Origin of the sequence: Shigella flexneri 2a str. 301 (assembly GCF_000006925.2) — a bacterium.
In the GTDB taxonomy this organism is placed as follows: domain Bacteria; phylum Pseudomonadota; class Gammaproteobacteria; order Enterobacterales; family Enterobacteriaceae; genus ECMA0423.
This window is the reverse complement of record NC_004337.2, coordinates 529,427-552,452: the sequence shown is the minus strand read 5'-3', so window position 1 is coordinate 552,452 and position 23,026 is coordinate 529,427. Positions and strand designations below refer to the sequence as shown.

Annotated in this window: 20 protein-coding genes, 2 pseudogenes and 4 other annotated features; of the genes and pseudogenes, 10 read left to right on the top strand and 12 right to left on the bottom strand. The window is 51.2% G+C overall.

Going from position 1 to position 23,026, the window contains the following annotated elements:
• The first annotated feature begins 27 nt into the window (after positions 1-27).
• Positions 28-1,490, top strand: a sequence feature (Similar to Escherichia coli K12 a membrane protein gi: 1786829 (488 aa). BLAST with identity of 99% in 487 aa. This CDS contains an in-frame stop codon. The sequence has been checked and is believed to be correct.).
• From ybdS to rnk, 3 genes and pseudogenes are all read left to right on the top strand, one after another.
• Positions 28-1,490, top strand: a pseudogene (gene ybdS / locus SF0530). Its footprint overlaps the feature before it by 1,463 nt.
• A gap of 95 nt (positions 1,491-1,585) precedes the next feature.
• A complete protein-coding gene (gene rna, locus SF0529) occupies positions 1,586-2,410 on the top strand; it encodes a ribonuclease I (protein NP_706468.1) in 825 nt (274 codons plus the stop codon).
• 228 nt (positions 2,411-2,638) lie between these two features.
• Entirely contained in the window at positions 2,639-3,049 is a 411-nt protein-coding gene (gene rnk, locus SF0528; protein NP_706467.1) for a nucleoside diphosphate kinase regulator, read from the top strand.
• Positions 3,050-3,279: 230 nt separating this feature from the next.
• On the opposite strand, the gene ybdR is transcribed toward rnk, so the two are convergent.
• A complete protein-coding gene (gene ybdR, locus SF0527; RefSeq protein NP_706466.1) occupies positions 3,280-4,518 on the bottom strand; it encodes an oxidoreductase in 1,239 nt (412 codons plus the stop codon).
• A 220-nt stretch (positions 4,519-4,738) separates the two neighbouring features.
• On the opposite strand from ybdR, the gene ybdQ reads away from it, so the two are divergent.
• The gene (gene ybdQ, locus SF0526; RefSeq protein NP_706465.1) at positions 4,739-5,167 is read left to right on the top strand and encodes a universal stress protein UspG; all 429 of its coding nucleotides are present in this window, start codon (positions 4,739-4,741) and stop codon (positions 5,165-5,167) included.
• 120 nt (positions 5,168-5,287) lie between these two features.
• Here ybdQ and ahpF read toward each other — a convergent pair whose 3' ends face one another.
• On the bottom strand, positions 5,288-6,883 hold the full coding sequence (ahpF, locus tag SF0525) for an alkyl hydroperoxide reductase (protein NP_706464.1): 1,596 nt from the start codon (positions 6,881-6,883) through the stop codon (positions 5,288-5,290).
• A 214-nt stretch (positions 6,884-7,097) separates the two neighbouring features.
• Complete coding sequence (gene ahpC / locus SF0524) at positions 7,098-7,661, bottom strand: alkyl hydroperoxide reductase (RefSeq protein NP_706463.1); 564 nt, start codon at positions 7,659-7,661, stop codon at positions 7,098-7,100.
• A gap of 311 nt (positions 7,662-7,972) precedes the next feature.
• On the opposite strand from ahpC, the gene dsbG reads away from it, so the two are divergent.
• Positions 7,973-8,779, top strand: a complete 807-nt coding sequence (dsbG, locus tag SF0523) for a thiol:disulfide interchange protein (protein ID NP_706462.3) — start codon at positions 7,973-7,975, stop codon at positions 8,777-8,779.
• 209 nt (positions 8,780-8,988) lie between these two features.
• Positions 8,989-9,891 (top strand): LysR family transcriptional regulator, encoded by a 903-nt coding sequence (locus tag SF0522; protein ID NP_706461.1) that lies wholly within the window; start codon positions 8,989-8,991, stop codon positions 9,889-9,891.
• Positions 9,892-10,037: 146 nt separating this feature from the next.
• Positions 10,038-12,490: a sequence feature (Similar to Escherichia coli K12 conserved hypothetical protein gi: 1786818 (407 aa). BLAST with identity of 98% in 817 aa. This CDS has been disrupted by insertion. The sequence has been checked and is believed to be correct.), on the top strand.
• On the opposite strand, the gene SF0520 is transcribed toward SF0522, so the two are convergent.
• Both SF0520 and SF0519 read right to left on the bottom strand, forming a co-directional pair.
• Positions 10,260-11,072, bottom strand: coding sequence for a hypothetical protein (locus SF0520; protein ID NP_706460.1), 813 nt, complete (start codon positions 11,070-11,072; stop codon positions 10,260-10,262). Its footprint overlaps the feature before it by 813 nt.
• Complete coding sequence (locus SF0519; RefSeq protein NP_706459.1) at positions 11,129-11,413, bottom strand: hypothetical protein; 285 nt, start codon at positions 11,411-11,413, stop codon at positions 11,129-11,131.
• Here SF0519 and SF0517a point away from each other — a divergent pair.
• The 3 genes and pseudogenes from SF0517a to SF0516 all read left to right on the top strand — a co-directional run bounded on the left by SF0517a (position 11,513) and on the right by SF0516 (position 13,825).
• Positions 11,513-12,490, top strand: a pseudogene (locus SF0517a).
• Positions 12,463-14,344: a sequence feature (Similar to Escherichia coli K12 conserved hypothetical protein gi: 1786817 (210 aa). BLAST with identity of 99% in 627 aa. This CDS has been disrupted by insertion. The sequence has been checked and is believed to be correct.), on the top strand. Its footprint overlaps the pseudogene before it by 28 nt.
• Positions 12,585-13,833: a mobile genetic element, on the top strand. It overlaps the preceding feature by 1,249 nt.
• The gene (locus SF0517) at positions 12,621-12,959 is read left to right on the top strand and encodes an insertion sequence element IS911 transposase InsN (protein ID NP_706458.1); all 339 of its coding nucleotides are present in this window, start codon (positions 12,621-12,623) and stop codon (positions 12,957-12,959) included. (Overlaps the previous feature by 339 nt.)
• Complete coding sequence (locus SF0516; RefSeq protein ID NP_706457.1) at positions 12,986-13,825, top strand: insertion sequence element IS911 integrase core domain-containing protein; 840 nt, start codon at positions 12,986-12,988, stop codon at positions 13,823-13,825.
• Here SF0516 and ybdL read toward each other — a convergent pair.
• Positions 14,345-15,505, bottom strand: a complete 1,161-nt coding sequence (ybdL, locus tag SF0515) for a methionine aminotransferase (RefSeq protein NP_706456.1) — start codon at positions 15,503-15,505, stop codon at positions 14,345-14,347.
• 108 nt (positions 15,506-15,613) lie between these two features.
• Between ybdL and ybdH the strand changes: the two genes are divergently transcribed.
• Entirely contained in the window at positions 15,614-16,702 is a 1,089-nt protein-coding gene (ybdH, locus tag SF0514) for an oxidoreductase (RefSeq protein NP_706455.1), read from the top strand.
• 9 nt (positions 16,703-16,711) lie between these two features.
• On the opposite strand, the gene SF0513 is transcribed toward ybdH, so the two are convergent.
• The 6 genes from SF0513 to entE all read right to left on the bottom strand — a co-directional run bounded on the left by SF0513 (position 16,712) and on the right by entE (position 23,020).
• Positions 16,712-16,909, bottom strand: coding sequence for a hypothetical protein (locus tag SF0513; RefSeq protein ID NP_706454.1), 198 nt, complete (start codon positions 16,907-16,909; stop codon positions 16,712-16,714).
• Between the two features lie 181 nt (positions 16,910-17,090).
• A complete protein-coding gene (gene cstA, locus SF0512) occupies positions 17,091-19,196 on the bottom strand; it encodes a carbon starvation protein A (RefSeq protein NP_706453.1) in 2,106 nt (701 codons plus the stop codon).
• A 180-nt stretch (positions 19,197-19,376) separates the two neighbouring features.
• Entirely contained in the window at positions 19,377-19,790 is a 414-nt protein-coding gene (gene ybdB / locus SF0511) for a thioesterase (protein NP_706452.1), read from the bottom strand.
• Positions 19,791-19,792: 2 nt separating this feature from the next.
• Positions 19,793-20,539: a 2,3-dihydro-2,3-dihydroxybenzoate dehydrogenase gene (gene entA / locus SF0510; protein ID NP_706451.2), complete on the bottom strand. Its 747-nt coding sequence runs from the start codon at positions 20,537-20,539 to the stop codon at positions 19,793-19,795.
• Positions 20,539-21,396: a 2,3-dihydro-2,3-dihydroxybenzoate synthetase gene (entB, locus tag SF0509; RefSeq protein ID NP_706450.1), complete on the bottom strand. Its 858-nt coding sequence runs from the start codon at positions 21,394-21,396 to the stop codon at positions 20,539-20,541. The genes entA and entB overlap by 1 nt, the downstream gene beginning before the upstream one ends.
• Before the next feature lie 13 nt (positions 21,397-21,409).
• Entirely contained in the window at positions 21,410-23,020 is a 1,611-nt protein-coding gene (gene entE, locus SF0508; protein ID NP_706449.1) for a 2,3-dihydroxybenzoate-AMP ligase, read from the bottom strand.
• Positions 23,021-23,026: the final 6 nt, after the last annotated feature.

The following is a 23,026-nucleotide window of genomic DNA, read 5'->3' as shown; positions in this document are numbered from 1 at the left end:
GGAAATATTAATTTTCGGAGAACCCGTATGTCTTTAGCAAAAGATAATATATGGAAACTATTGGCCCCACTGGTGGTGATGGGTGTCATGTTTCTTATCCCTGTCCCCGACGGTATGCCGCCGCAGGCATGGCATTACTTCGCTGTGTTTGTGGCAATGATTGTCGGCATGATCCTCGAGCCAATTCCGGCAACAGCGATCAGTTTTATTGCGGTTACTATTTGCGTTATTGGCAGTAATTACCTGCTCTTTGATGCCAAAGAATTAGCTGACCCAGCGTTTAATGCGCAAAAACAGGCGCTGAAATGGGGCCTGGCTGGTTTTTCCAGCACCACGGTATGGCTGGTATTTGGCGCATTTATTTTTGCATTAGGGTATGAAGTTTCCGGGTTAGGTCGTCGCATTGCCCTTTTCCTGGTGAAATTCATGGACAAACGCACGCTGACGTTGGGTTATGCGATTGTCATTATCGACATTCTGCTGGCACCGTTTACACCGTCCAACACCGCGCGTACCGGGGGTACGGTTTTTCCGGTCATTAAAAACCTGCCGCCGTTGTTTAAATCATTCCCGAACGATCCGTCCGCGCGTCGTATTGGCGGCTATTTGATGTGGATGATGGTCATTAGTACCAGTCTGAGTTCGTCCATGTTTGTCACCGGTGCGGACCAAACGTGCTGGGTCTGGAGTTCGTCAGCAAAATTGCCGGTATCCAGATTAGCTGGTTGCAGTGGTTCCTCTGCTTCCTGCCGGTTGGGGTTATCTTGCTTATCATTGCGCCGTGGCTTTCCTACGTGCTGTACAAACCGGAAATCACACACAGTGAAGAAGTGGCAACCTGGGCGGGTGATGAACTAAAAACCATGGGTGCGCTGACACGCAGAGAGTGGACGCTGATTGGCCTTGTATTGCTCAGCTTAGGTTTGTGGGTATTTGGCAGTGAAGTCATTAATGCTACTGCGGTTGGTCTGCTGGCAGTTTCGCTAATGCTGGCTCTGCACGTTGTGCCGTGGAAAGACATTACCCGCTATAACAGCGCATGGAACACGCTGGTCAACCTGGCAACTCTGGTTGTGATGGCTAACGGCCTGACTCGTTCTGGTTTTATTGACTGGTTCGCCGGTACCATGAGTACGCACCTGGAAGGATTCTCACCAAACGCAACGGTGATTGTACTGGTTCTGGTGTTCTACTTTGCACACTACCTGTTTGCCAGCCTGTCTGCGCACACCGCAACCATGCTGCCGGTTATTCTGGCCGTCGGTAAAGGTATTCCGGGCGTACCAATGGAACAACTGTGTATCCTGCTGGTGCTGTCTATCGGTATCATGGGCTGTCTGACGCCGTATGCAACCGGTCCTGGGGTGATTATTTACGGCTGTGGCTATGTGAAATCAAAAGATTACTGGCGTCTTGGCGCAATCTTCGGGGTGATTTACATCTCTATGTTGCTGTTGGTTGGCTGGCCGATTCTCGCCATGTGGAACTAATACGTTCGCCAAACGCTGAATAAATCATCACGCCCGCCAGGTAAGCCCACCTGGCGGGCTTTTTTATGATTTAATAGATAGTATTCAGTGTATGTATGAGTTCCACACCCATTATGAAAGCATTCTGCCGTAACGCCGCGTTGCTCGCGGTTTCTCTGCTTCCCTTATCTTCTGCCAACGCCGTAGCGTTGCAGGCAAAACAGTATGGCGATTTTGATCGCTATGTCCTGGCCCTCTCCTGGCAAACCGGATTTTGCCAGAGTCAACACGATCGAAATCGTAACGAACGAGATGAATGTCGCCTGCAAACCGAAACGACCAACAAAACTGATTTTCTGACCGTACATGGTCTGTGGCCAGGATTGCCTAAATCGGTTGCTGCCCGTGGTGTTGATGAACGCCGCTGGATGCGCTTCGGTTGCGCTACTCGCCCAATCCCGAATCTACCAGAAGCACGCGCCAGCCGAATGTGTTCATCGCCGGAAACCGGGTTATCACTGGAAACGGCCGCTAAACTAAGTGAAGTCATGCCAGGAGCTGGCGGACGTTCCTGCCTGGAACGCTACGAATATGCCAAACACGGTGCCTGCTTTGGTTTTGATCCGGACGCATACTTCGGTACGATGGTACGCCTGAATCAAGAAATTAAAGAGAGCGAAGCCGGAAAATTCCTTGCGGATAATTACGGTAAAACAGTGAGCCGCCGTGACTTTGACGCCGCCTTTGCCAAAAGCTGGGGAAAAGAGAACGTGAAAGCAGTTAAGCTAACGTGCCAGGGTAACCCTGCGTATTTGACTGAAATTCAGATCTCGATCAAAGCTGACGCCATCAACGCTCCGCTTTCTGCAAACTCATTCTTGCCACAACCTCACCCAGGTAACTGTGGCAAAACCTTTGTGATTGATAAAGCGGGTTATTAATCCTCTGATTTACAAAACACGCTAATTCGTCTTCCATAACCATGCCGATTAAGAATTATACATAATGCGCTGCATTGAGGAATTCCCTGAATGTGACGCAAATCACTTCAAAGAGTGAGCAACAGTCAGTATCATCATGTGAGTTAAACCCTCGCCGCCTGACGGTGAGGGTTTTCTTTTGGGTATGTTTATCTGCGACACTCGCAGTACCGACGACATGGAGTAAAAATGTCCAGACCAACTATCATCATTAACGACCTGGATGCCGAACGCATCGATATTCTGCTGGAGCAACCCGCCTATGCTGGTTTGCCAATCGCCGACGCGTTAAACGCAGAGTTGGATCGCGCCCAAATGTGTTCGCCAGAAGAGATGCCACACGACGTGGTGACAATGAACAGCCGGGTTAAATTCCGCAATCTTAGCGATGGCGAAGTGCGTGTGCGCACGCTGGTGTATCCGGCAAAAATGACCGATAGCAATACTCAGCTTTCCGTTATGGCTCCGGTAGGTGCCGCACTGCTGGGGCTGCGCGTTGGCGATTCCATTCACTGGGAACTTCCGGGCGGCGTTGCAACCCACCTTGAAGTGCTGGAACTCGAATACCAGCCAGAAGCTGCTGGCGACTACCTGCTTTAATCCCATCTGCACAAGCGATAACTCGCTTTGCCCAGAGGATGCACTCGCATCCTCTTTACGCAAAATCAGCAATTTTTCCTGGTTCTCACTGTTCACTTTTGCTGCAAAATTATTCCGTTTCGTTTGTGGGAATAACCATGGCAGAAGCATTTTACATCCTGATAGGATTTCTGATTATGGCGGCGATTATCGTCATGGCTGTCCTTTACCTCGAAAACCACTCCTGACGATCATATTGTTCCCCCCGGCATCGCATTCACCAGACCTGAAACCGCCTTCTGCGCCGCCTCTGCGCTTTGTGCACCGGGTACCAGAATCACCTTACGGCACTCCTCTTCACGTTTTTCGAAAATCTCATATCCCCGGGCGGCCTCTTCAAACGGCATATAGTGGGTAACAATTTCTTCTGGTTTCAGTAATCCTTTCTCAATTAACGGTAATAATTCTCCCAGCCATGCGTGAACGTGGGTCTGTCCCATTTTAAACGTCAACCCTTTATCAAAGGCGTCGCCAAACAGGAAACCGTGAATAAATCCAGCGTAGACGCCCGGTACGCTAACAATGCCGCCACGCCTGACCGCCGCAATACACTGGCGCAACGCTTTACCGCTGCTGCCCTCCAGTTTCAGGTTAGTCAGCACCGTTTCCGTGGTGCTGCCTTTCGCTTCAAAACCGACGGCGTCTATTACTGCATCCACGCCCCGGTGACCTGCCGTTTGTTCAATAATTGACTGTGCCGGATCGCTATCTTCATCGAAATTAATCGGGATCGCGCCGTAGCGGTCAGCGGCGAAACGCAAGCGGTAGGGATGATGATCAACAACAAAAATCTGTTCCGCACCGAGCAACCGTGCACAGGCGATTGTCAACAATCCCACAGGACCAGCACCATAGACTGCAACGCTTGAACCTTGTTGGATCTGCACATTTTTTGCTGCCTGCCATGCCGTTGGCAGAATATCAGAAAGGAAAAGGGCTTTATCATCTGAAAGCAAAGGCGGTACTTTAAACGGCCCCACATTCCCTTTCGGGACGCGGACATATTCCGCCTGCCCGCCAGGAACGCCACCATACAGGTGACTATAACCAAACAATGCCGCGGGAGCAGGTATCTGTTTTTTATTGAGCGCAGCGCCTTTACCCGCATTGGTATTTTCGCAGGCGGCATATTGCTGTAATCGACAGAAAAAACAGTCGCCACAAGCAATGACGAACGGAATTACCACCCGGTCGCCTTTTTGCAAATTTTTTACGTCCTTCCCGGTTTCAACGACTTCCCCCATAAATTCATGACCAAAAATATCGCCATGTTTAACCTGGGGTATTTTGCCTCGATAAAGATGGAGGTCAGAGCCACAGATCGCCGTTACCGTAATACGCAGAATAATATCATCTGCCTGTTCAATGCCCGGATCGGGAACATTTTCTACCTGAACGTGATGTGGGCCGTGATAAGTCAATGCTTTCATGCAACCTCCAGAGACAGTTCAAAAAAGAGTCAGTCTTTAAGGGTAGCTATCACAGCGGGAAAACGGGCGGTACCGCAGGTTTTGGGAGAATTCCTAGTGTTCAGTGAGAATATATTAATCACAGAAACCGTTCGTAAGGAAAAAGAACCAGACAAATATCAGGGATAAATATTATAATCATGGAGAATGATTTGTTCATGATTAACAGGGAGAAAGGGTTATGTATAAGGCAATCATTATGCCAGTTGATGTATTTGAAATGGAATTGAGCGACAAAGCTGTTCGCCACGCTGAATTCCTCGCCCAGGATGACGGAGTTATTCATCTACTTCACGTACTACCCGGGTCAGCCAGCCTGAGCCTGCACCGTTTTGCCGCTGATGTGCGTCGTTTTGAAGAGCATCTGCAACATGAAGCAGAAGAACGTCTGCAAACGATGGTCAGCCACTTCACCATCGATCCTTCCCGCATTAAACAACATGTCCGTTTTGGTAGCGTGCGGGATGAAGTCAATGAGTTGGCAGAAGAACTGGGGGCTGATGTTGTAGTTATCGGTTCTCGCAACCCATCGATTTCGACCCATCTGTTAGGTTCTAACGCCTCGAGCGTGATCCGCCACGCCAATCTGCCTGTACTGGTCGTTCGCTAACAGATAAAAGTATTTATGCCGCCCTGCCTGGAACATCCCGGCAGGGCTTTTTAATGCCATAAAAAAGCCGCCAGGTTTGACCCCGGCGGCTAAGCAATTGCAGGTGAATCTTACTTCTTCTTATGCAGTTTTGGTGCGAATCAGGTAGTCAAAAGCACTCAGAGAGGCTTTGGCACCTTCGCCAGTGGCGATGATGATCTGCTTGTACGGAACCGTCGTACAGTCACCCGCTGCGAACACGCCTTTGACGTTGGTTTCACATTTCGCATCAATGATAATCTCGCCCATGCGGTTACGTTCGACTGCGCCTTCCAGCCAGTTGGTGTTCGGCAGCAGACCAATCTGGACAAAAATACCGGCCAGTTCGATGTTGTGAATATTGCCGCTGACACGATCTCGATATTCCAGACCAACGACTTTGCTGCCGTCGCCTTTCACTTCCGTGGTTTGCGCATTCAGAATAATGTCGACGTTTTTCAGGCTGCGCAGTTTGTCCTGCAGAACCTGGTCGGCTTTCATTTCTGGCGCAAATTCCAGCAGCGTTACGTGCTCAACGATACCCGCCAGGTCGATTGCCGCTTCCACGCCGGAGTTACCGCCGCCGATAACCGCTACGCGTTTGCCTTTAAACAGCGGGCCGTCGCAGTGCGGGCAGTAGGTCACGCCTTTAGTGCGATACTGATCTTCGCCCGGAACGTTCATGTTGCGCCATTTTGCACCCGTCGCCACGATAATGCTGCGTGCTTTCAGTACCGCGCCAGAAGCTGTTTCAATCTGGTGTAGACCACCTTCAACCGCTGCCGGGATCAGTTTGCTGGCGCTCTGGCTGTCGATCACATCAACGTCGTATTCATCAACGTGAACTTTCAGTGCGCCTGCCAACTTCTGCCCTTCAGTCTTCGGTACAGAAATGTAGTTTTCGATATCAACGGTATCGAGGATCTGACCACCAAAACGTTCGCCCATCAGACCGGTACGGATGCCTTTACGTGCGGAGTAAATTGCTGCCGCTGCACCCGCCGGGCCGGAACCAACGATTAATACGTCATAAGCATCACGCTTGTTCAGCTCTTCTGCCGCACGATTTTCCGCGCCAGTATCAATTTTGGCAACGATTTCAGTCAACGTCATGCGGCCCTGACCAAACTCTTTCCCGTTTACGAACACTGCCGGAACGCCCATCACGTTGCGATCGGTGATTTCGTTCTGGAAGGTGCCGCCGTCAATTGCAGTGTGCTTGATGCGCGGGTTCAATACGCTCATCAGGTTCAGCGCCTGCACCACGTCCGGGCAGTTATGGCAAGAGAGCGAGTAATAGGTTTCGAATTCAAAATCACCGTCAATATGGCGAATCTGCTCCAGCAGAGACTGCGCTTCTTTCGACGGATGACCACCGGTCCACAGCAACGCCAGTACCAGCGAGGTGAACTCGTGGCCCAGCGGGGAGCCTGCAAAACGTGGTCCCTGGTTGGAACCTGGGTTGGTGATCAGGAAAGACGGCTTACGCACTGGCAAGCTGTTATCTTCTTTAAAGGTGACTTTGTCTGACAGTTCTGCGATTTCAGCCAACAGTTCCTTGATTTCTGCCGATTTAGCGCTGTCATCCAGCGTGGCAATTAACTCAACAGGCTTGGTCAATTTCTCAAGGTAAGCCTTGAGTTGAGTTTTCATATTTGTGTCGAGCATGTTTATCTCCTGGGCTTTAAACATCATCATGCAAGCGGCCTCTGCGGCTACCTGGATGCAGCTTGCATCATGGTGCGGGGAAGAAAATCGGGTGCCGCAGCACCCGAAGAATTAGGTGAATTTCCGAAGTATTTCGCGTCAGAGCAAGGCGACTAGCCTGTGAATCCCCGGGAGCTTACACAAGTAAGTGACCGGGGTGAGCGGGCGACGCCAACGCCGCTATGGCGTGAAAGACGAAGGAAATTTAGATTTTACCAACCAGGTCCAGAGACGGAGCCAGAGTTGCTTCACCTTCTTTCCATTTAGCCGGGCAAACTTCACCTGGGTGAGAAGCTACGTACTGAGCTGCTTTGATTTTACGCAGCAGATCAGACGCGTCACGGCCAATGCCTTCAGCGGTAACTTCGATTGCCTGGATGATACCCTGCGGGTCAACAACGAAGGTCGCACGGTCAGCCAGACCTTCATCTTCACGCATGTTGTCGAAGTTACGGGTCAGGGCGCCAGTCGGGTCGCCGATCATCGCATATTTGATTTTAGCGATGGTTTCAGAGCTGCTGTGCCATGCTTTGTGGGTGAAGTGAGTATCGGTAGATACTGCGTATACGTCTACGCCCAGTTTCTGCAGTTCTTCGTAGTGGTCAGCAACGTCACCCAGTTCGGTCGGGCATACGAAAGTAAAGTCAGCCGGGTAGAAGAAGAAGACGCTCCAGCGGCCTTCGGTATCTTTTTCGGTGATTTCGATGAATTCGCCGTTTTTGAATGCCTGGTTTTTAAAAGGTTTAATTTTGGTGTTAATCAAGGACATCTATACTTCCTCCGTGTTTTCGATGAGATGTAAGGTAACCAATTTTTGCCGATTCGGCTAATGCGTTTCCATTATCAAATCGATAAGTTTTACCTTACAACCTTCGTAAGACAACTTTGTGAACTTTGCACCGCCAGCGGCGATAAAAAGTAAAATGGCCCCCTTTCCAGGTGACCGTGTAATCTGAACTACCCTTTGGTATCTTCAGCGCCTGCCTGCAGGCTGAGGTGTTGCCCTTACAAATGCAACAACGACATGGATTACAACACCCTCATAAACAAAGGGCAATCACCTGATCTAAGCTCTTACCTATGACAGTGATAGGTTATGCCTTTTACTCGACTTTTGCACTGACTGAAAAGAACAAATTAATGTTAAAAAAGATACTTTTACTGGCTCTGCTTCCTGCAATCGCCTTCGCAGAGGAACTTCCTTCCCCAGTAAAAGCGATTGAAAAACAGGGCATTACAATCATCAAAACGTTCGATGCCCCCGGAGGAATGAAAGGTTATCTCGGAAAGTATCAGGATATGGGCGTCACCATCTACCTGACTCCCGATGGTAAGCACGCTATCTCTGGTTACATGTACAACGAGAAAGGTGAAAACCTGAGTAACACACTTATCGAAAAAGAAATTTACGCACCAGCCGGACGCGAAATGTGGCAACGGATGGAACAATCCCACTGGCTCCTCGACGGTAAAAAAGATGCGCCGGTCATTGTCTACGTCTTCTCCGATCCGTTCTGCCCATATTGTAAACAGTTCTGGCAGCAGGCGCGCCCGTGGGTAGATTCTGGCAAAGTGCAATTAAGAACATTGTTGGTTGGGGTTATCAAGCCAGAAAGCCCGGCGACAGCAGCGGCAATTCTTGCCTCCAAAGATCCCGCAAAAACCTGGCAACAATATGAAGCCTCTGGTTGCAAGCTTAAGCTAAACGTGCCTGCAAACGTAAGTACAGAGCAAATGAAAGTGTTAAGTGACAATGAGAAACTGATGGACGATCTGGGGGCAAATGTCACGCCGGCTATCTATTACATGAGTAAGGAAAATACGCTGCAACAGGCCGTGGGGTTGCCCGATCAGAAAACGCTTAATATCATTATGGGAAATAAATAAAAGGTAATTCATGGATGGTTGAACTATATCCCTGCTTTTCAACCATCCTAAAAAAGCATGAATTTCTCGCTCTACCCTAAGTGGCTGTGCTATTTTAGAAAAACTTAATCCTGAGTTAAGCAAAAAAACATAATCAATAAAAATACATACGCAAAAAACATTGATTAAGTGAATATACCATGGAAGAAAAATATAAACCGGAGTAGTGTATGGCCAATCTCTACGACTTGAAAAAGTTCGACTTAAATCTTCTTGTCATATTTGAGTGTATTTACCAGCATTTAAGCATTAGCAAAGCTGCTGAATCACTATATATCACCCCATCAGCCGTGAGCCAGTCGTTACAACGCTTACGTGCGCAATTTAATGACCCTTTATTCATTCGCTCAGGAAAAGGTATCGCGCCGACGACAACAGGGTTGAATCTGCATCACCATCTTGAGAAAAACCTCAAAGGCCTTGAACAAACAATTAATATAGTCAATAAGTCCGAACTAAAGAAAAACTTTATTATCTACGGCCCTCAGCTCATTTCTTGCTCTAATAATAGTATGCTGATCCGCTGCCTACGGCAAGATGCCTCTGTCGAGATTGAGTGCCATGATATCCTCATGTCAGCAGAGAATGCTGAAGAACTGTTGGTTCACCGCAAAGCCGATCTGGTGATCACCCAAATGCCAGTGATCAGCCGTTCCGTCATTTGCATGCCATTGCATACAATTCGCAATACTCTAATTTGTAGTAATAAGCATCCGCGAATTACTGACAATAGCACTTATGAACAAATTATGGCAGAAGAGTTCACCCAATTAATAGCCAAATCAGCAGGAGTTGATGATATTCAAATGGAAATAGACGAGAAGTTTATGAATCGCAAAATTTCATTTCGTGGTTCCTCTTTGCTGACAATAATTAATAGCATTGCTGTTACAGATTTACTGGGAATAGTCCCCTATGAACTTTATAACTACCACCGTGACTTTCTTAATTTAAAAGAGATAAAACTAGAACATCCGTTACCTTCAATAAAGCTTTACATTTCCTATAATAAATCTTCTTTAAATAATTTGGTGTTCTCCCGATTTATTGACCGTCTAAATGAGAGTTTTTGATATATAACTATAGACAGCTACTATAACTTTCATCTATTTATTCACAGCGCGAATGAAAAATAAAACACTCTGCTTTACAGTGTTTACTTTATAATTAACAGTCTTATCTCACTGTTCACCCTGTAACGTTCAGAGAGCGTCTTCAGATGTCTATTTATAAAATTCCTCTTCCGCTCAATATTCTGGAAGCTGCACGAGAGCGTATTACCTAGACACTCAACACCCTACCCCGCGTTTGTGTCTCATTTTCTGGCGGCAAAGACTCTGGTTTAATGCTGCATCTGACAGCCGAACTTGCCCGACAAATGGGCAAAAAAATCTGCGTTTTGTTTATCAACTGGGAGGCGCAATGAATCGCCACGGATAATCTAGACACTTCCGAGCCGTTGATAATACTGGTTTTCATATTCTGTCGGTGACATCTGTTCGCTAGAACCATGCCGACGCTTACTGTTATAAAACATTTCGATGTAATCAAAAATATCACTGCGGGCTTCTTCCCGCGTTCCGTAGATCTTTTTCTTTATCCGTTCACGTTTCAACAACTGGAAAAAACTTTCTGCAACCGCATTATCATGGCAGTTACCGCGACGGCTCATGCTACCCTCCAGGCCGTGTGATTTCAGGAACGACTGCCACTCATGGCTTGTGTACTGACTGCCCTGATCCGAATGAACCAGCACCTGTTTTTCGGGATTACGCCGCCATACAGCCATCAGCAGTGCGTTCAGGACAATGTCCTTTGTCATCCGGGATTGCATGGACCAGCCGATAATTTTGCGTGAGAACAGATCAACAACAACGGCAAGATACAGCCAGCCTTCGTGGGTCCTGATGTAGGTTATGTCCGTTACCCAACGCTCATCAGGAGCATCCGGATTGAACTGTCGCTGGAGCCTGTTGGGTGACACGATACTGGCCTCGCCTTTACGTGCCCGCGGGCTTCGGTATCCGACCTGAGCCTTTATTCCGACACGTTTCATCAGTCTCCAGACTCTGTTTACTCCGCACTGTTGTCCGCTGTCACGCAGATCCAGATGGATTTTGCGATAACCATAGACGCATCCCGATTCCAGCCAGAACTGTTTAATCTGTCCTGTCAGTCTCAGGTCTGCCTGATGGCGTTGTGAATGCGGCTGCTGAAGCCAGGCGTAAAAACCACTGGGATGAACATCCAGCACCCGACAGAGCAGGCGAACAGGCCAGCAACAGGAGTTGTCACGGATAAAGGCGTACCTCAGTCGGACAGCTTTGCGAAGTACGCCGCGGCTTTTTTTAATATGTCCCGTTCGTCGGTAACCCGTTTCAGCTCTTTCTGGAGACGGCGGATCTCGGCCTGAGCATCTGACTGTTCTTTATTAGTGGAAGAATCCGGACCGTACTTCTTTATCCAGGCATAAAGGCTGTGGGTGGTGATATCGAGACGTGTTGCAACGCTGGCAACAGAATAACCGCGATCAACAACCTGTTTGACTGCTTCAGTTTTAAACTCTTCGGGATAACGCTTACCGCTCATGGGCACCTCTCTTTAAACCATCTTAAATGACTCTGAGGTGTCTGTTAAACCCGTGGCGATTCACAATTCTCTTGCACCATTAACTATGTTCAGTCCCTGCGCGAGTTGTACACCGATGTCATCGAAGAGTTTTACTGGGTTGCGCTCCCGCTTACGACGCAAAATTCCCTTTCACAATACCAACCCGAATGGCAGTGCTGGGAACCTGATGTCGAATGGGTGCGTCAGCCCCCGCAAGATGCGATAACCGCTCCTGACTTTTTCTGCTTTTACCAGCCAGGCATGACCTTCGAACAATTTGTACGTGAGTTTGCCGAATGGTTTTCACAAAAACGTCCGGCGGCGATGATGATCGGCATCCGTGCGGATGAGTCCTACAACCGTTTTGTCGCCATCGCCAGTTTAAATAAACAACGTTTTGCCGACGATAAACCATGGACTACGGCCGCACCAGGCGGTCATAGCTGGTACATTTACCCCATTTACGACTGGAAAGTGGCTGATATCTGGACCTGATATGCAAATCATCAAAATCTCTGCAACCCACTGTATAACCTAATGTATCAGGCAGGCGTTCCTCTGCGTCATATGCGAATTTGCGAACCTTTTGGCCCGGAGCAACGACAAGGATTATGGCTCTGTCACGTTATCGAACCGGATCGCTGGGCTGCTATGTGCGCACGAGTCAGCGGGGTAAAAAGTGGCGGCATTTACGCCGGACATGACAATCATTTCTATGGGCATCGGAAAATCCTCAAACCAGAACATTTAGACTGGCAAGAATATGCATTATTGCTGCTCAATAGCATGCCGGAAAAAACAGCTGAGCATTACCGCAATAAAATCGCCATTTATTTGCACTGGTATCAGAAAAAAGGCATCGAGGTTCCACAAACCCAGCAAGGGGACATTGGCGCGAAAGATATCCCCTCCTGGCGGCGGATATGCAAAGTTTTACTCAATAACGATTACTGGTGTCGGGCATTATCATTTAGTCCTACGAAAGCGAAGAACTATCAGCGTTATAACGAACGGATAAAAGGAAAACGTCAGGAATGGGGGATACTATGCAACAACGATTAACGCAGGATTTAACGCAATTTCTCGCCAGCTTGCCGGAAGATGATCGCATCAAAGCGATTAATGAAATCCGCATGGCGATCCATCAGGTTAGCCCTGAAGTGGCACACTGAATTTGGCCACCTGAACAGAGGTGATATGCTCACCTCAGAACAACACAGGTGCTCCAATGAAAAAAAGAAATTTTAGCGCAGAGTTTAAACGCGAATCCGCTCAACTGGTTGTTGACCAGAAATACACGGTGGCAGATGCCGCCAAAGCTATGGATGTTGGCCTTTCCACAATGACAAGATGGGTCAAACAACTGCGTGATGAGCGTCAGGGCAAAACACCAAAAGCCTCCCCCATTACCCCGGAACAAATTGAAATCCGTGAGCTCAGGAAAAAGCTACAACGCATTGAAATGGAGAATGAAATATTAAAAAAGGCTACCGCGCTCTTGATGTCAGACTCCCTGAACAGTTCTCGATAATCGGGAAACTCAGAGCGCATTATCCTGTGGTCACACTCTGCCATGTGTTCGGGGTTCATCGCAGCAGCTACAGATACTGGAAAAATCGTCCTGAAAAACCAGACGGCAGACGGGCTGTATTACGCAGTCAGGTACTTGAGCTACATGGCATCAGCCACGGTTCGGCCGGAGCAAGAAGCATCGCCACAATGGCAACCCGGAGAGGCTACCAGATGGGACGCTGGCTTGCTGGCAGGCTCATGAAAGAGCTGGGGCTGGTCAGCTGTCAGCAGCCGACTCACCGGTATAAACGTGGTGGTCATGAACATGTTGCTATCCCTAACTACCTTGAAAGGCAGTTCGCCGTGACCGAGCCAAATCAGGTGTGGTGCGGTGATGTGACCTATATCTGGACGGGTAAGCGCTGGGCGTACCTCGCCGTTGTTCTCGACCTGTTCGCAAGAAAACCAGTGGGCTGGGCCATGTCGTTCTCGCCGGACAGCAGGCTCACCATGAAAGCGCTGGAAATGGCATGGGAAACCCGTGGTAAGCCCGGCGGGGTGATGTTCCACAGCGATCAGGGCAGTCATTATACGAGCAGGCAGTTCCGGCAGTTATTGTGGCGATACCAGATCAGACAGAGTATGAGCCGGCGCGGAAACTGCTGGGATAACAGCCCAATGGAACGCTTCTTCAGGAGTCTGAAGAACGAATGGATGCCGGTGGTGGGTTACGTAAGCTTCAGCGAGGCAGCTCACGCCATAACGGACTATATCGTTGGATATTACAGCGCACTAAGACCGCACGAATATAACGGTGGGTTACCCCCAAACGAATCGGAAAATCGATACTGGAAAAACTCTAACTCGGTGGCCAGTTTTTGTTGACCACTTCACCCCTTTCGTGAAAAGCCAGTGGATTGCGTTCTGTGGGTTAAAAACAGCCAACTTATGCCTAATGATTACAACCCAAACAACGTGGCACCACCCGAAAAAAAACTGCTGCAAAAATCCATTGAAATAGATGGTTTTACCCAACCCATTGTGGTCACACATACGGATAAAAATGCCATGGAAATCGTGGATGGTTTTCACCGCCATGAAATTGGTAAAGGCTCATCATCATTAAAATTACGCTTAAAAGGTTATTTGCCGGTGACCTGTCTGGAAGGTACGCGTAATCAACGCATCGCCGCGACTATTCGTCATAATCGCGCTCGTGGACGCCATCAAATCACCGCCATGTCGGAAATCGTCCGTGAACTTAGCCAGTTGGGATGGGATGATAATAAAATTGGCAAAGAGCTGGGAATGGACAGCGACGAAGTGCTGCGACTGAAGCAAATTAACGGCCTGCAAGAGTTGTTTGCCGACCGTCAATATTCCCGCGCCTGGACGGTTAAATAGCTAAAGCTGGCGCAGGCGTTCAGCTGCTGCCAGCAACGTCGATTCCTTCTTGGCAAAACAGAGACGAATCAGTTTATGTGGGAAGGGATCGGCGCAAAACACCGACAGCGGAATCGCCGCTACGCCGTGCTCCTGCGTCAGCCACTGGCAAAACTCAACATCATCCAGGGTAGAAACCGCGCTGTAATCCACCAGCAAAAAGTATGTACCTTCACACGGTAAAATCTCCAGCCGGCTTTCATTTAAAGCATTCACCAGAATATCGCGCTTCTGGCGATAAAAGTCCGGTAACGCAAGATAATGCTCAGGTTCTGCACGTAGCATATCAGCAAGCGCCAGCTGTGCCGGGGTATTCACCGAAAAGGTCAGATACTGATGTACCTTGCGAATTTCGGCGCTGATGGGCGCTGGCGCAACACAATAACCCACTTTCCAGCCGGTCATATGATAGGTCTTGCCAAATGAAGAAACCGCCACTGCCCGCTCACGCAGCTGCGGATGCGCCAGCACACTGGCATGGCCCTGTTGTGAAAAGTTGATGTGCTCGTAGACTTCATCGCTAATGACAAAAATCTCGTGCCCGGCGATCGCCTGCCACAAAGCGGCGAAATCAGCCTGCTGCCAGACAGTTGCACTGGGGTTATGCGGAGTGTTGAGGATCACCAGTCTGGTGCGCTCGCTTAATAATGCGGCAAATTCCTGCCAGTCAACGCGAAAATGCGGTGGTTGCAGTGCCATACGTTTCACTATTCCCCCAGAAAGCGCGATGGCGGGGGCGTAACTGTCATAGCTGGGATCAAAACAAATCACTTCATCGCCATTGCGCACCAGTGCGGTAATCGCCGCGTATAACGCTTCCGTCGCCCCTGCCGTTACGGTGATATCGCTATCGGCATCTGGTTGATAGCCATACAAACGTTCCGTTTTCTGAGCAATCGCCTCGCGCAAGGCCTGCACGCCGGTCATGGGCGCGTATTGGTTTGCCCCCTGGGCAACGTGGTACGCCAGCCGCTCCTGTAAATAGCGCGGACCATCAAAATCAGGAAAGCCTTGCGACAGGTTAATCGCCTGGTGTTGCTGCGCCAGCGCGCTCATCTGGGTGAAAATAGTGGTGCCAAGTTGTGGAAGTTTGCTTTGTGGAATCAGAGGGTTATTTGTCATTTTTATTGTACCTGACGAAGTTGCGTGTTGAAGGCACTATAACACGATGCCAGTATTTGGCAATCAAGACGTTTAGATGTCTAAATAAAACAATAAGGACAACACAACATGCCTCACAATCCTATCCGCGTGGTCGTCGGCCCGGCTAACTACTTTTCACATCCAGGAAGTTTCAATCACCTGCACAATTTTTTCACTGATGAACAACTTTCTCGCGCGGTGTGGATCTACGGCAAACGCGCCATTGCTGCGGCGCAAACCAAACTTCCGCCAGCGTTTGGACTTCCAGGGGCAAAGCATATTTTGTTTCGTGGTCATTGCAGCGAAAGCGATGTACAGCAACTGGCGGCTGAGTCCGGTGACGATCGCAGCGTGGTGATTGGCGTCGGCGGCGGCGCACTGCTCGACACCGCGAAAGCCCTCGCCCGCCGTCTCGGTCTGCCATTTGTTGCCGCTCCGACGATCGCCGCCACCTGCGCAGCCTGGACACCGCTCTCCGTCTGGTATAACGATGCCGGACAGGCGCTGCATTATGAGATTTTCGACGACGCCAATTTTATGGTGCTGGTGGAACCGGAGATTATCCTCAATGCACCGCAACAATATCTGCTGGCGGGGATCGGTGACACGCTGGCGAAATGGTATGAAGCGGTGGTGCTGGCTCCGCAACCAGAAACGTTGCCGCTAACCGTGCGGCTGGGGATCAATAATGCGCAGGCCATTCGCGACGTCTTGTTAAACAGTAGCGAACAGGCACTTGCCGATCAGCAAAATCAGCAGTTAACGCAATCATTTTGCGATGTGGTGGATGCTATTATTGCTGGTGGTGGGATGGTCGGTGGTCTGGGCGATCGTTTTACGCGTGTGGCGGCGGCTCATGCCGTGCATAACGGTCTGACTGTCCTGCCGCAAACCGAGAAGTTTCTTCACGGCACCAAAGTCGCTTACGGAATTCTGGTGCAAAGCGCCTTGCTGGGTCAGGATGATGTGCTGGCGCAATTAACCGGGGCGTATCAGCGTTTTCATCTGCCGACTACGCTGGCGGAGCTGGAGGTGGATATCAATAATCAGGCGGAGATCGACAAAGTGATTGCCCACACCTTGCGCCCGGTGGAGTCCATTCATTACCTGCCAGTCACGCTGACACCAGATACGTTGCGTGCAGCGTTCGAAAAAGTGGAATCGTTTAAAGCCTGACGTGCAAATTTAGCAGCAGCGCGCGCCGCCTTTTCCACCGTAGCGCGCGTCCTGCCGCTCACGGAAAAACTCCTCGTAGGTCATCGGCGTTTGATCGGGATGATTAACCCGCATATGTTCGACATAGTTGTCGTAATCAGGCATACCAATCATCAGCTTCGCCGCCTGACCTAAATATTTTCCGGCTTTTGCCAGTGAATCAAACATCTTGGCCTCCGCTAACCATGTTGCTGAAAGAGTGCCGGATGCGGCGTGAACGCTTTATCCGGCCTACAAATGCTATCAACGCACTCGGTCAGTCCCCTCGCCCCATCGGGGAGAGGGTTAGGGTGAGGGGGAACCCTCGGCACTATGCCAACATTCGCCAACATCCCCCCTCACTCTGACTTTAGTGCGCGCCTTTCGCCTGCGCTACGATCTCCTCGACATTTTCCGGCATCGGCTCATACGGCGTTTCTTTCGCCGTTGGCTTCGGATCTTTCAATGCCGCAAGTGCCGTCTTAATCGAGAACAGTGCCAGGACCACCACGACCACCATAAAGAAGATGGTTAACCCGGCATCCAGACGGTTGTTGAACACCAGTTGCGCCAGCTGTGACTCAGTATACTGCGACGGAATATTGCCGCTGTCGATCATTGCCTGGAACTTGTTAGCAATGACCAGGAAGCCGACTTTCGCATCCGGGCTAAACGCTTTCAGCCAGTCAGCGGTCAGGGTACAAATCAGCAGCCAGGCCGTTGGTACCAGCGCCACCCAGGCGTAACGTTGACGTTTCATCTTGAACAACACCACGGCACAGAGCATCAGCGCCATCCCTGCCAGCATCTGGTTGGCAATACCAAACAGCGGCCACAGAGTGTTAATACCGCCCAGCGGATCGACCACGCTCTGATGGAGGAAGTAGCCCCACGCCAGTACGCACAGCGCTGTTGCCAGCAGGTTAGCAGGCAGTGAATCGGTCCGCTTCAGGCCAGGAGACACCACGCCCAGCAGATCCTGCAACATAAAGCGCGCAGCACGCGTACCCGCATCTACCGCCGTCAGAATAAACAGAGCTTCAAACAGAATGGCGAAGTGATACCAGAACGCCACATCCATCATACCACCCAGCGCACCGTGCAGGATGTAAGCCATCCCCACCGCCAACGTCGGCGCACCGCCCGCACGGGAAATGATCGACTGTTCACCCACTTCGCTGGCAATCTGGTTGAGCGTATCTGGTGTAATGCTAAAGCCCCAGCTACTCACCACCTGCGCGGCAGAAGCGACTACATCCGCCGTCCCTGCCGGAGCCAGCACCGCCATTGGGCTGTTCATGGCAAAATACACGCCCGGATCGATGATACAGGCAGAAACTAGCGCCATAATCGCCACGAAGGATTCCATCAACATCCCACCGTAGCCGATAAAGCACGCCTGCCCTTCGTTCGCCAGCATCTTCGGCGTGGTGCCGGAAGAGATCAGCGCATGGAAGCCAGACACCGCACCACAGGCGATGGTGATAAACAGGAACGGGAACAGGTTACCGGTCCATACCGGGCCAGTGCCATCGACAAATTTGGTCAGCGCAGGCATGGTCAGCGTCGGGCGCATAATCAAAATGCCTACCGCCAGACCGACGATAGTCCCGATTTTCAGGAAGGTCGAGAGATAGTCACGCGGGGCCAGCAGCAACCACACCGGCAGCACCGCCGCCACAAAACCGTAGCCCACCAGCATCCAGGTCAGCTGCACGCCGGTAAAGTCAAAGTACGGTGCCCAGGTCGGACTTTCTGCCACCCAGCCGCCAGAGATAATGGCGAAAATCAGGAACACCAGGCCAATCACTGACACTTCGCCAATGCGGCCCGGACGCAGATAGCGCAGGTAGATTCCCATAAAAATCGCCAGCGGAATGGTGAACGCAACGGTATACGTTCCCCACGGGCTATGAGTCAGGGCTTTCACCACGATCATCGCCAGTACTGCAAGGATAATGACCATGATCATAAAGCAGGCTACCAGCGCAATCACCCCGGCAGTTGGCCCCATCTCTTCTTTGACCAGCTCACCCAGCGAGCGACCGTCACGGCGCGTAGAAACAAACAGCACCATGAAATCCTGCACCGCACCGGCGAGAACCACCCCGGCGAGCAGCCAGATCATCCCCGGCAGGTAGCCCATTTGCGCTGCCAGCACCGGCCCCACCAGCGGCCCTGCTCCGGCAATGGCCGCAAAATGGTGACCGAACAGCACTTTCTTGTCCGTCGGCACATAGTCCAGCCCGTCGTTATGGCGCACCGCTGGCGTCATACGCGTCGGGTCAACCGCCAGCACATTTTTGGCGATATACAGCCCATAAAAACGGTAAGCGATCAGATAGATACAGACCGACGCCACCACAATCCACAGCGCGTTGATCTGTTCCCCACGATTTAAAGCAATGTATCCCAGAGCAAATGCTCCCATTACAGAGAGCACTGTCCAGACGAGGTATTTCCCTGATTTGTTCATAGTTGTTATCCGTGTGCGTGTCCATAGAGATGTTACATTTTGTTTCTATAACATCTTTGTACGATTTAACAACACGGTAACCATGTAAATCGGAGTTGAAACCAATATTTAACTTAACAATGTTAACTCGATCACTCCGTTAACCGAGTTTTCCTGCAATCTCATTTAATTCTGTCGGGCTCATCCCAAAACTGCCGTACCCAGCCGACAAGTGCAGCAACGCCGCCCCTGTTCATCGAAAACGACGATTTCCCAACTCTGATTTTGCCGCCCAAGATGCAGCGGCTGGCAGACGCCGCGTACCTTGCCTTCAGACACCGGGCGATGATGGGTGGCGTTAAGTTCCGTGCCCACCACACACTGCCCGTCACGGGTCATCATAAATCCGGCCATCGATCCCAGCGTTTCAGCCAGCGCCGCCGACGCGCCGCCATGCAGCAGGCCAAACGGCTGATGAGTACGGGTATCAACCGGCATTTCGGCTTCCAGCACATCATCTCCCAGAAGGGTATACACAATTCCCAGATGCGCCACCATTGTGTTATCGCTGGTGGCGTTCAGTTCGTCGAGCGTTAAATGGCGTTTCCAGATCATGCTTATGCCCCCAGCGTTGAGCCGCCATCGACCACAATATCCTGTAGGGTGATATGGCTGGCGAGGTCAGAGGCGAGGAACAAAATCGTGTTGGCGATCTCTTGTGGACGGGCGATTTTCCCCAGCGGAATGCCGAGTTTAAACTGCTCGCCAAAGCCGCGAATACGCTGTTCTTCGGCGTCATCGCTCACCCACAGCGTGCGTTGCATATCGGTGTCGGTGGAGCCAGGCGAAACCACATTACAGCGCACGCCGCTACCCGCCAGTTCCAGCCCGACGCTCAACGCCAGGCTTTTCAGCGCCGCTTTCGATGCGCCATAAGCACTCATACCAATACGCGCCGTGTGTGCGGCGTCGGACGCCACAGTGACAATCGCCCCGCCCCGCTGACGGCGAAACTGGTTCATGGTTTGCTGGAACAGGTTAAACGCACCGCCGACGTTAACCGCAAAAGTCTGCTGCCAGTCCTCTTTACTGAGCTGATCGGTCGCGCCCATGCGCAAAATTCCCGCCGCATTGATCAGCACGTCCAGTCGCTCCGTTTCAGCTAACAGTCGCTGACATACCTGCGCCACCTGCCCGGCGTCGGCAACATCCATTACTTCGGTCGCAAAGGGATATTGCTCCTGAGTGAACGCTTGATCAAAACCTGTAACTTTCGCTCCCGCCTCAACAAACGTCAGCGCCGTGGCGTAGCCGATACCTTTACCTGCGCCGGTTACCCAGACATTTTTACCGCTGAAATCCATTATTTCACCTCGCGGGAGAGTAGCTTCCACCAGGCGTCGATGGTCGGGTTTTTCGCCAGCATGACAAAGTCGATATCACCATGCACTTTGCGCCAGCGCGCCGCCAGCGCCATCATGCGCACCGAATCCAGACCGTAGTCGATCAGGTTGTCGTCATCGAACGGTTCATCGGACTCGTCCAGCAACGGCAGGATCACCTCACGCAGCGCCGCTTTGCTGGCGGGGATAGGTGCTGGCAGTAATTCTTCGGTCATCACCACCCGGCCAGAACGTCCGGCCACATATTTCAGCGACATCAAATGCTCGTCACGGCTGAAATCAGCCAGCGCATCCGCCACCATAAACGGTTTAATATCGCGCATAAATGCGTCGGTTGCGGTGGTCATACAGCCAATGTGGGCATATACTCCTGTAATAATCAGCTGGTTACGTCCACTCTCTTTGAGCATTTGCTCCAGCGGAGAACGATGAAACGCGCTGTAGCGCCACTTCACCAGCACCGTGTCGTCGGCATCTGGCGTCAGGCGATCCACCACCTTTTGCTGTTCCGGCGAGCGGGTCAGGCCCGGCCCCCACATATCATTCAACAGCGCCCGATCTTCATCGCTCTGCTCTTTCGGCTGGGCGGTGTAATAAACCGGGATATTGTGCTGTTTGCAGTAGTCGCGCAGCGCAGCAATATTCGCGATCACCTGCTCCATCATCGGGCAGTTCTCGCCCCAGAAGCTGACAAAATAGTCCTGCATATCATGGATTAACAACGCGGCACGTTGCGGTTCAAAGGCCCAGTCAACTTTATTCTGCGGAATATCGTGAGACTCCGGCAGTGCGTAAGCCTGTAATTTTGGAATAGCCATCGTGTTCTCTCCTTCAGGCTGATGCGCGTGACGCCAGCCACTGACGTAATTGTTTTTTATCGACTTTCCCGACCGCCGTCAGCGGAAGTGAATCCACACACTCCACGCGATCCGGTAATTTAAATTCGGCAATACCCTGTTCACGCAGGAAACGACGCACCTGCACCGCGCGCAGCGGCTCTTTTACCACCAGATAAGCACAGCTTTTTTCGCCCATCAGCTCATTTTCCATGCTCACCAGTGCGGCATAGATCACTGCCGGATGGCTCAGCAGCAGGTTTTCGATATCTTCGGCAGCGATCTTCTCGCCGCCACGGTTGATCTGATCTTTCTCGCGCCCCTGCACGGTGATGTAACCCTCTGGATCAATAGAGATCAGATCGCCGGAACAGTAAAAACCGTTGGCATCAAAGGCACTGGCATTGTGCTGCGGACTTTTGTAATAGCCACGGAAGGTGTACGGCCCGCGCGTCATCAGGCGTCCAACTTCCCCTTGCGGCAGTGGATTTCCTTCGGCATCGGCAACCCACACTTCATCGTCCGGACACATTGGGTAACCCTGGGTATGGATAATTTTCTCCGCGCTATCATCAAGACGGGTGTAGTTCACCAGCCCTTCCGCCATGCCAAACACCTGCTGCAACTGGCAGCCAATCTCAGCGGGAATACGCGCTGCAAGCGTGGCAGAAAGACGTGCGCCGCCGACCTGTAACAGTTTCAGCGAGGCAAGCTGCGCCCGGCTTTCGCCTTCAGCCAGCGCCTGCAACCACAGGCTGACTGCCGGCGGCACCAGCGCGGTAACGTTAACCTGATGTTTTGCAATCAACGGGAAGCAAAGCGTGGCGCTGGGATCGGCCGCCAGAACAACCGTTCCTCCGGCAAGAAAGACGCCCAGCGATCCTGGCGAACTCATAGCGTAGTTATGAGCCGCCGGGATCGAGCACAGGTAGCGCGTCTGTTGTGTGAACTGACAAATCTCGGCGCTACGACGCACGCTGTAGTAATAGTCGTTATGAGTGCGCGGGATCAGTTTCGGTGTGCCGGTGGTGCCGCCGGAAAGCTGGAAATAGGCCACTTCATCAGCAGGTGATGGCGTGGCAGTAAAACCCTCTGCCGGATGGTTAATCGCATCCTGCAAGTTATGCTCACCGCTGTCGTTGTGCAGTTGCACCACGCGAATGGAAGAATGCTCTGCAACAAATGTGTTGAGGAAATCATCCCCGCTAAATAGCGCATGCTGGCGATCGGCAATCAGTAACGCCGGTTCAATCTGGCTGGCGTAGGCGTTCAGTTCACTACGCTGATGGCTGAACAGCGCCAGCACCGGCGCGACGCCCAGTTTCAGCAGCGCGAAAAAGGTAATGTAAAGTTCAGCGACGTTACCCAGTTGTACCAGCGCGGTTTCACCAGGTTTAATGCCCTGACGGCGCAAACTACAGGCGAGGTTATCCGCCGCCTGATTCAGCTCCCGATAACTCAACTGCCGCTCGCCGTCGATAACCGCGATGCTGTCACTCGCAGCGTGGCGAGTCAGAATGTCGGTCAGTGGCAAATCCTGCCAGTAGCCTTTTTCCCGATAGCGACGGGCAAACTCTTCCGGCCAGCGGGTGAATGGAATGCTCATCCTCGC

Excerpts from the sequence above, each read along its gene's own strand:
- rnk (NP_706467.1), top strand. The coding sequence starts at position 2,639 with ATGTCCAGACCAACTATCATCATTAACGACCTGGATGCCGAACGCATC.
- entB (NP_706450.1), bottom strand. The coding sequence starts at position 21,396 with ATGGCTATTCCAAAATTACAGGCTTACGCACTGCCGGAGTCTCACGAT.
- ahpC (NP_706463.1), bottom strand. The coding sequence starts at position 7,661 with ATGTCCTTGATTAACACCAAAATTAAACCTTTTAAAAACCAGGCATTC.
- ybdB (NP_706452.1), bottom strand. The coding sequence starts at position 19,790 with ATGATCTGGAAACGCCATTTAACGCTCGACGAACTGAACGCCACCAGC.
- dsbG (NP_706462.3), top strand. The coding sequence starts at position 7,973 with ATGACAGTGATAGGTTATGCCTTTTACTCGACTTTTGCACTGACTGAA.
- ybdH (NP_706455.1), top strand. The coding sequence starts at position 15,614 with ATGCCTCACAATCCTATCCGCGTGGTCGTCGGCCCGGCTAACTACTTT.
- entA (NP_706451.2), bottom strand. The coding sequence starts at position 20,539 with ATGGATTTCAGCGGTAAAAATGTCTGGGTAACCGGCGCAGGTAAAGGT.
- rna (NP_706468.1), top strand. The coding sequence starts at position 1,586 with ATGAGTTCCACACCCATTATGAAAGCATTCTGCCGTAACGCCGCGTTG.
- ybdR (NP_706466.1), bottom strand. The coding sequence starts at position 4,518 with ATGAAAGCATTGACTTATCACGGCCCACATCACGTTCAGGTAGAAAAT.
- SF0513 (NP_706454.1), bottom strand. The coding sequence starts at position 16,909 with ATGTTTGATTCACTGGCAAAAGCCGGAAAATATTTAGGTCAGGCGGCG.
- entE (NP_706449.1), bottom strand. The coding sequence starts at position 23,020 with ATGAGCATTCCATTCACCCGCTGGCCGGAAGAGTTTGCCCGTCGCTAT.
- ybdL (NP_706456.1), bottom strand. The coding sequence starts at position 15,505 with ATGACAAATAACCCTCTGATTCCACAAAGCAAACTTCCACAACTTGGC.
- SF0522 (NP_706461.1), top strand. The coding sequence starts at position 8,989 with ATGGCCAATCTCTACGACTTGAAAAAGTTCGACTTAAATCTTCTTGTC.
- cstA (NP_706453.1), bottom strand. The coding sequence starts at position 19,196 with ATGAACAAATCAGGGAAATACCTCGTCTGGACAGTGCTCTCTGTAATG.
- ybdQ (NP_706465.1), top strand. The coding sequence starts at position 4,739 with ATGTATAAGGCAATCATTATGCCAGTTGATGTATTTGAAATGGAATTG.
- ahpF (NP_706464.1), bottom strand. The coding sequence starts at position 6,883 with ATGATGATGTTTAAAGCCCAGGAGATAAACATGCTCGACACAAATATG.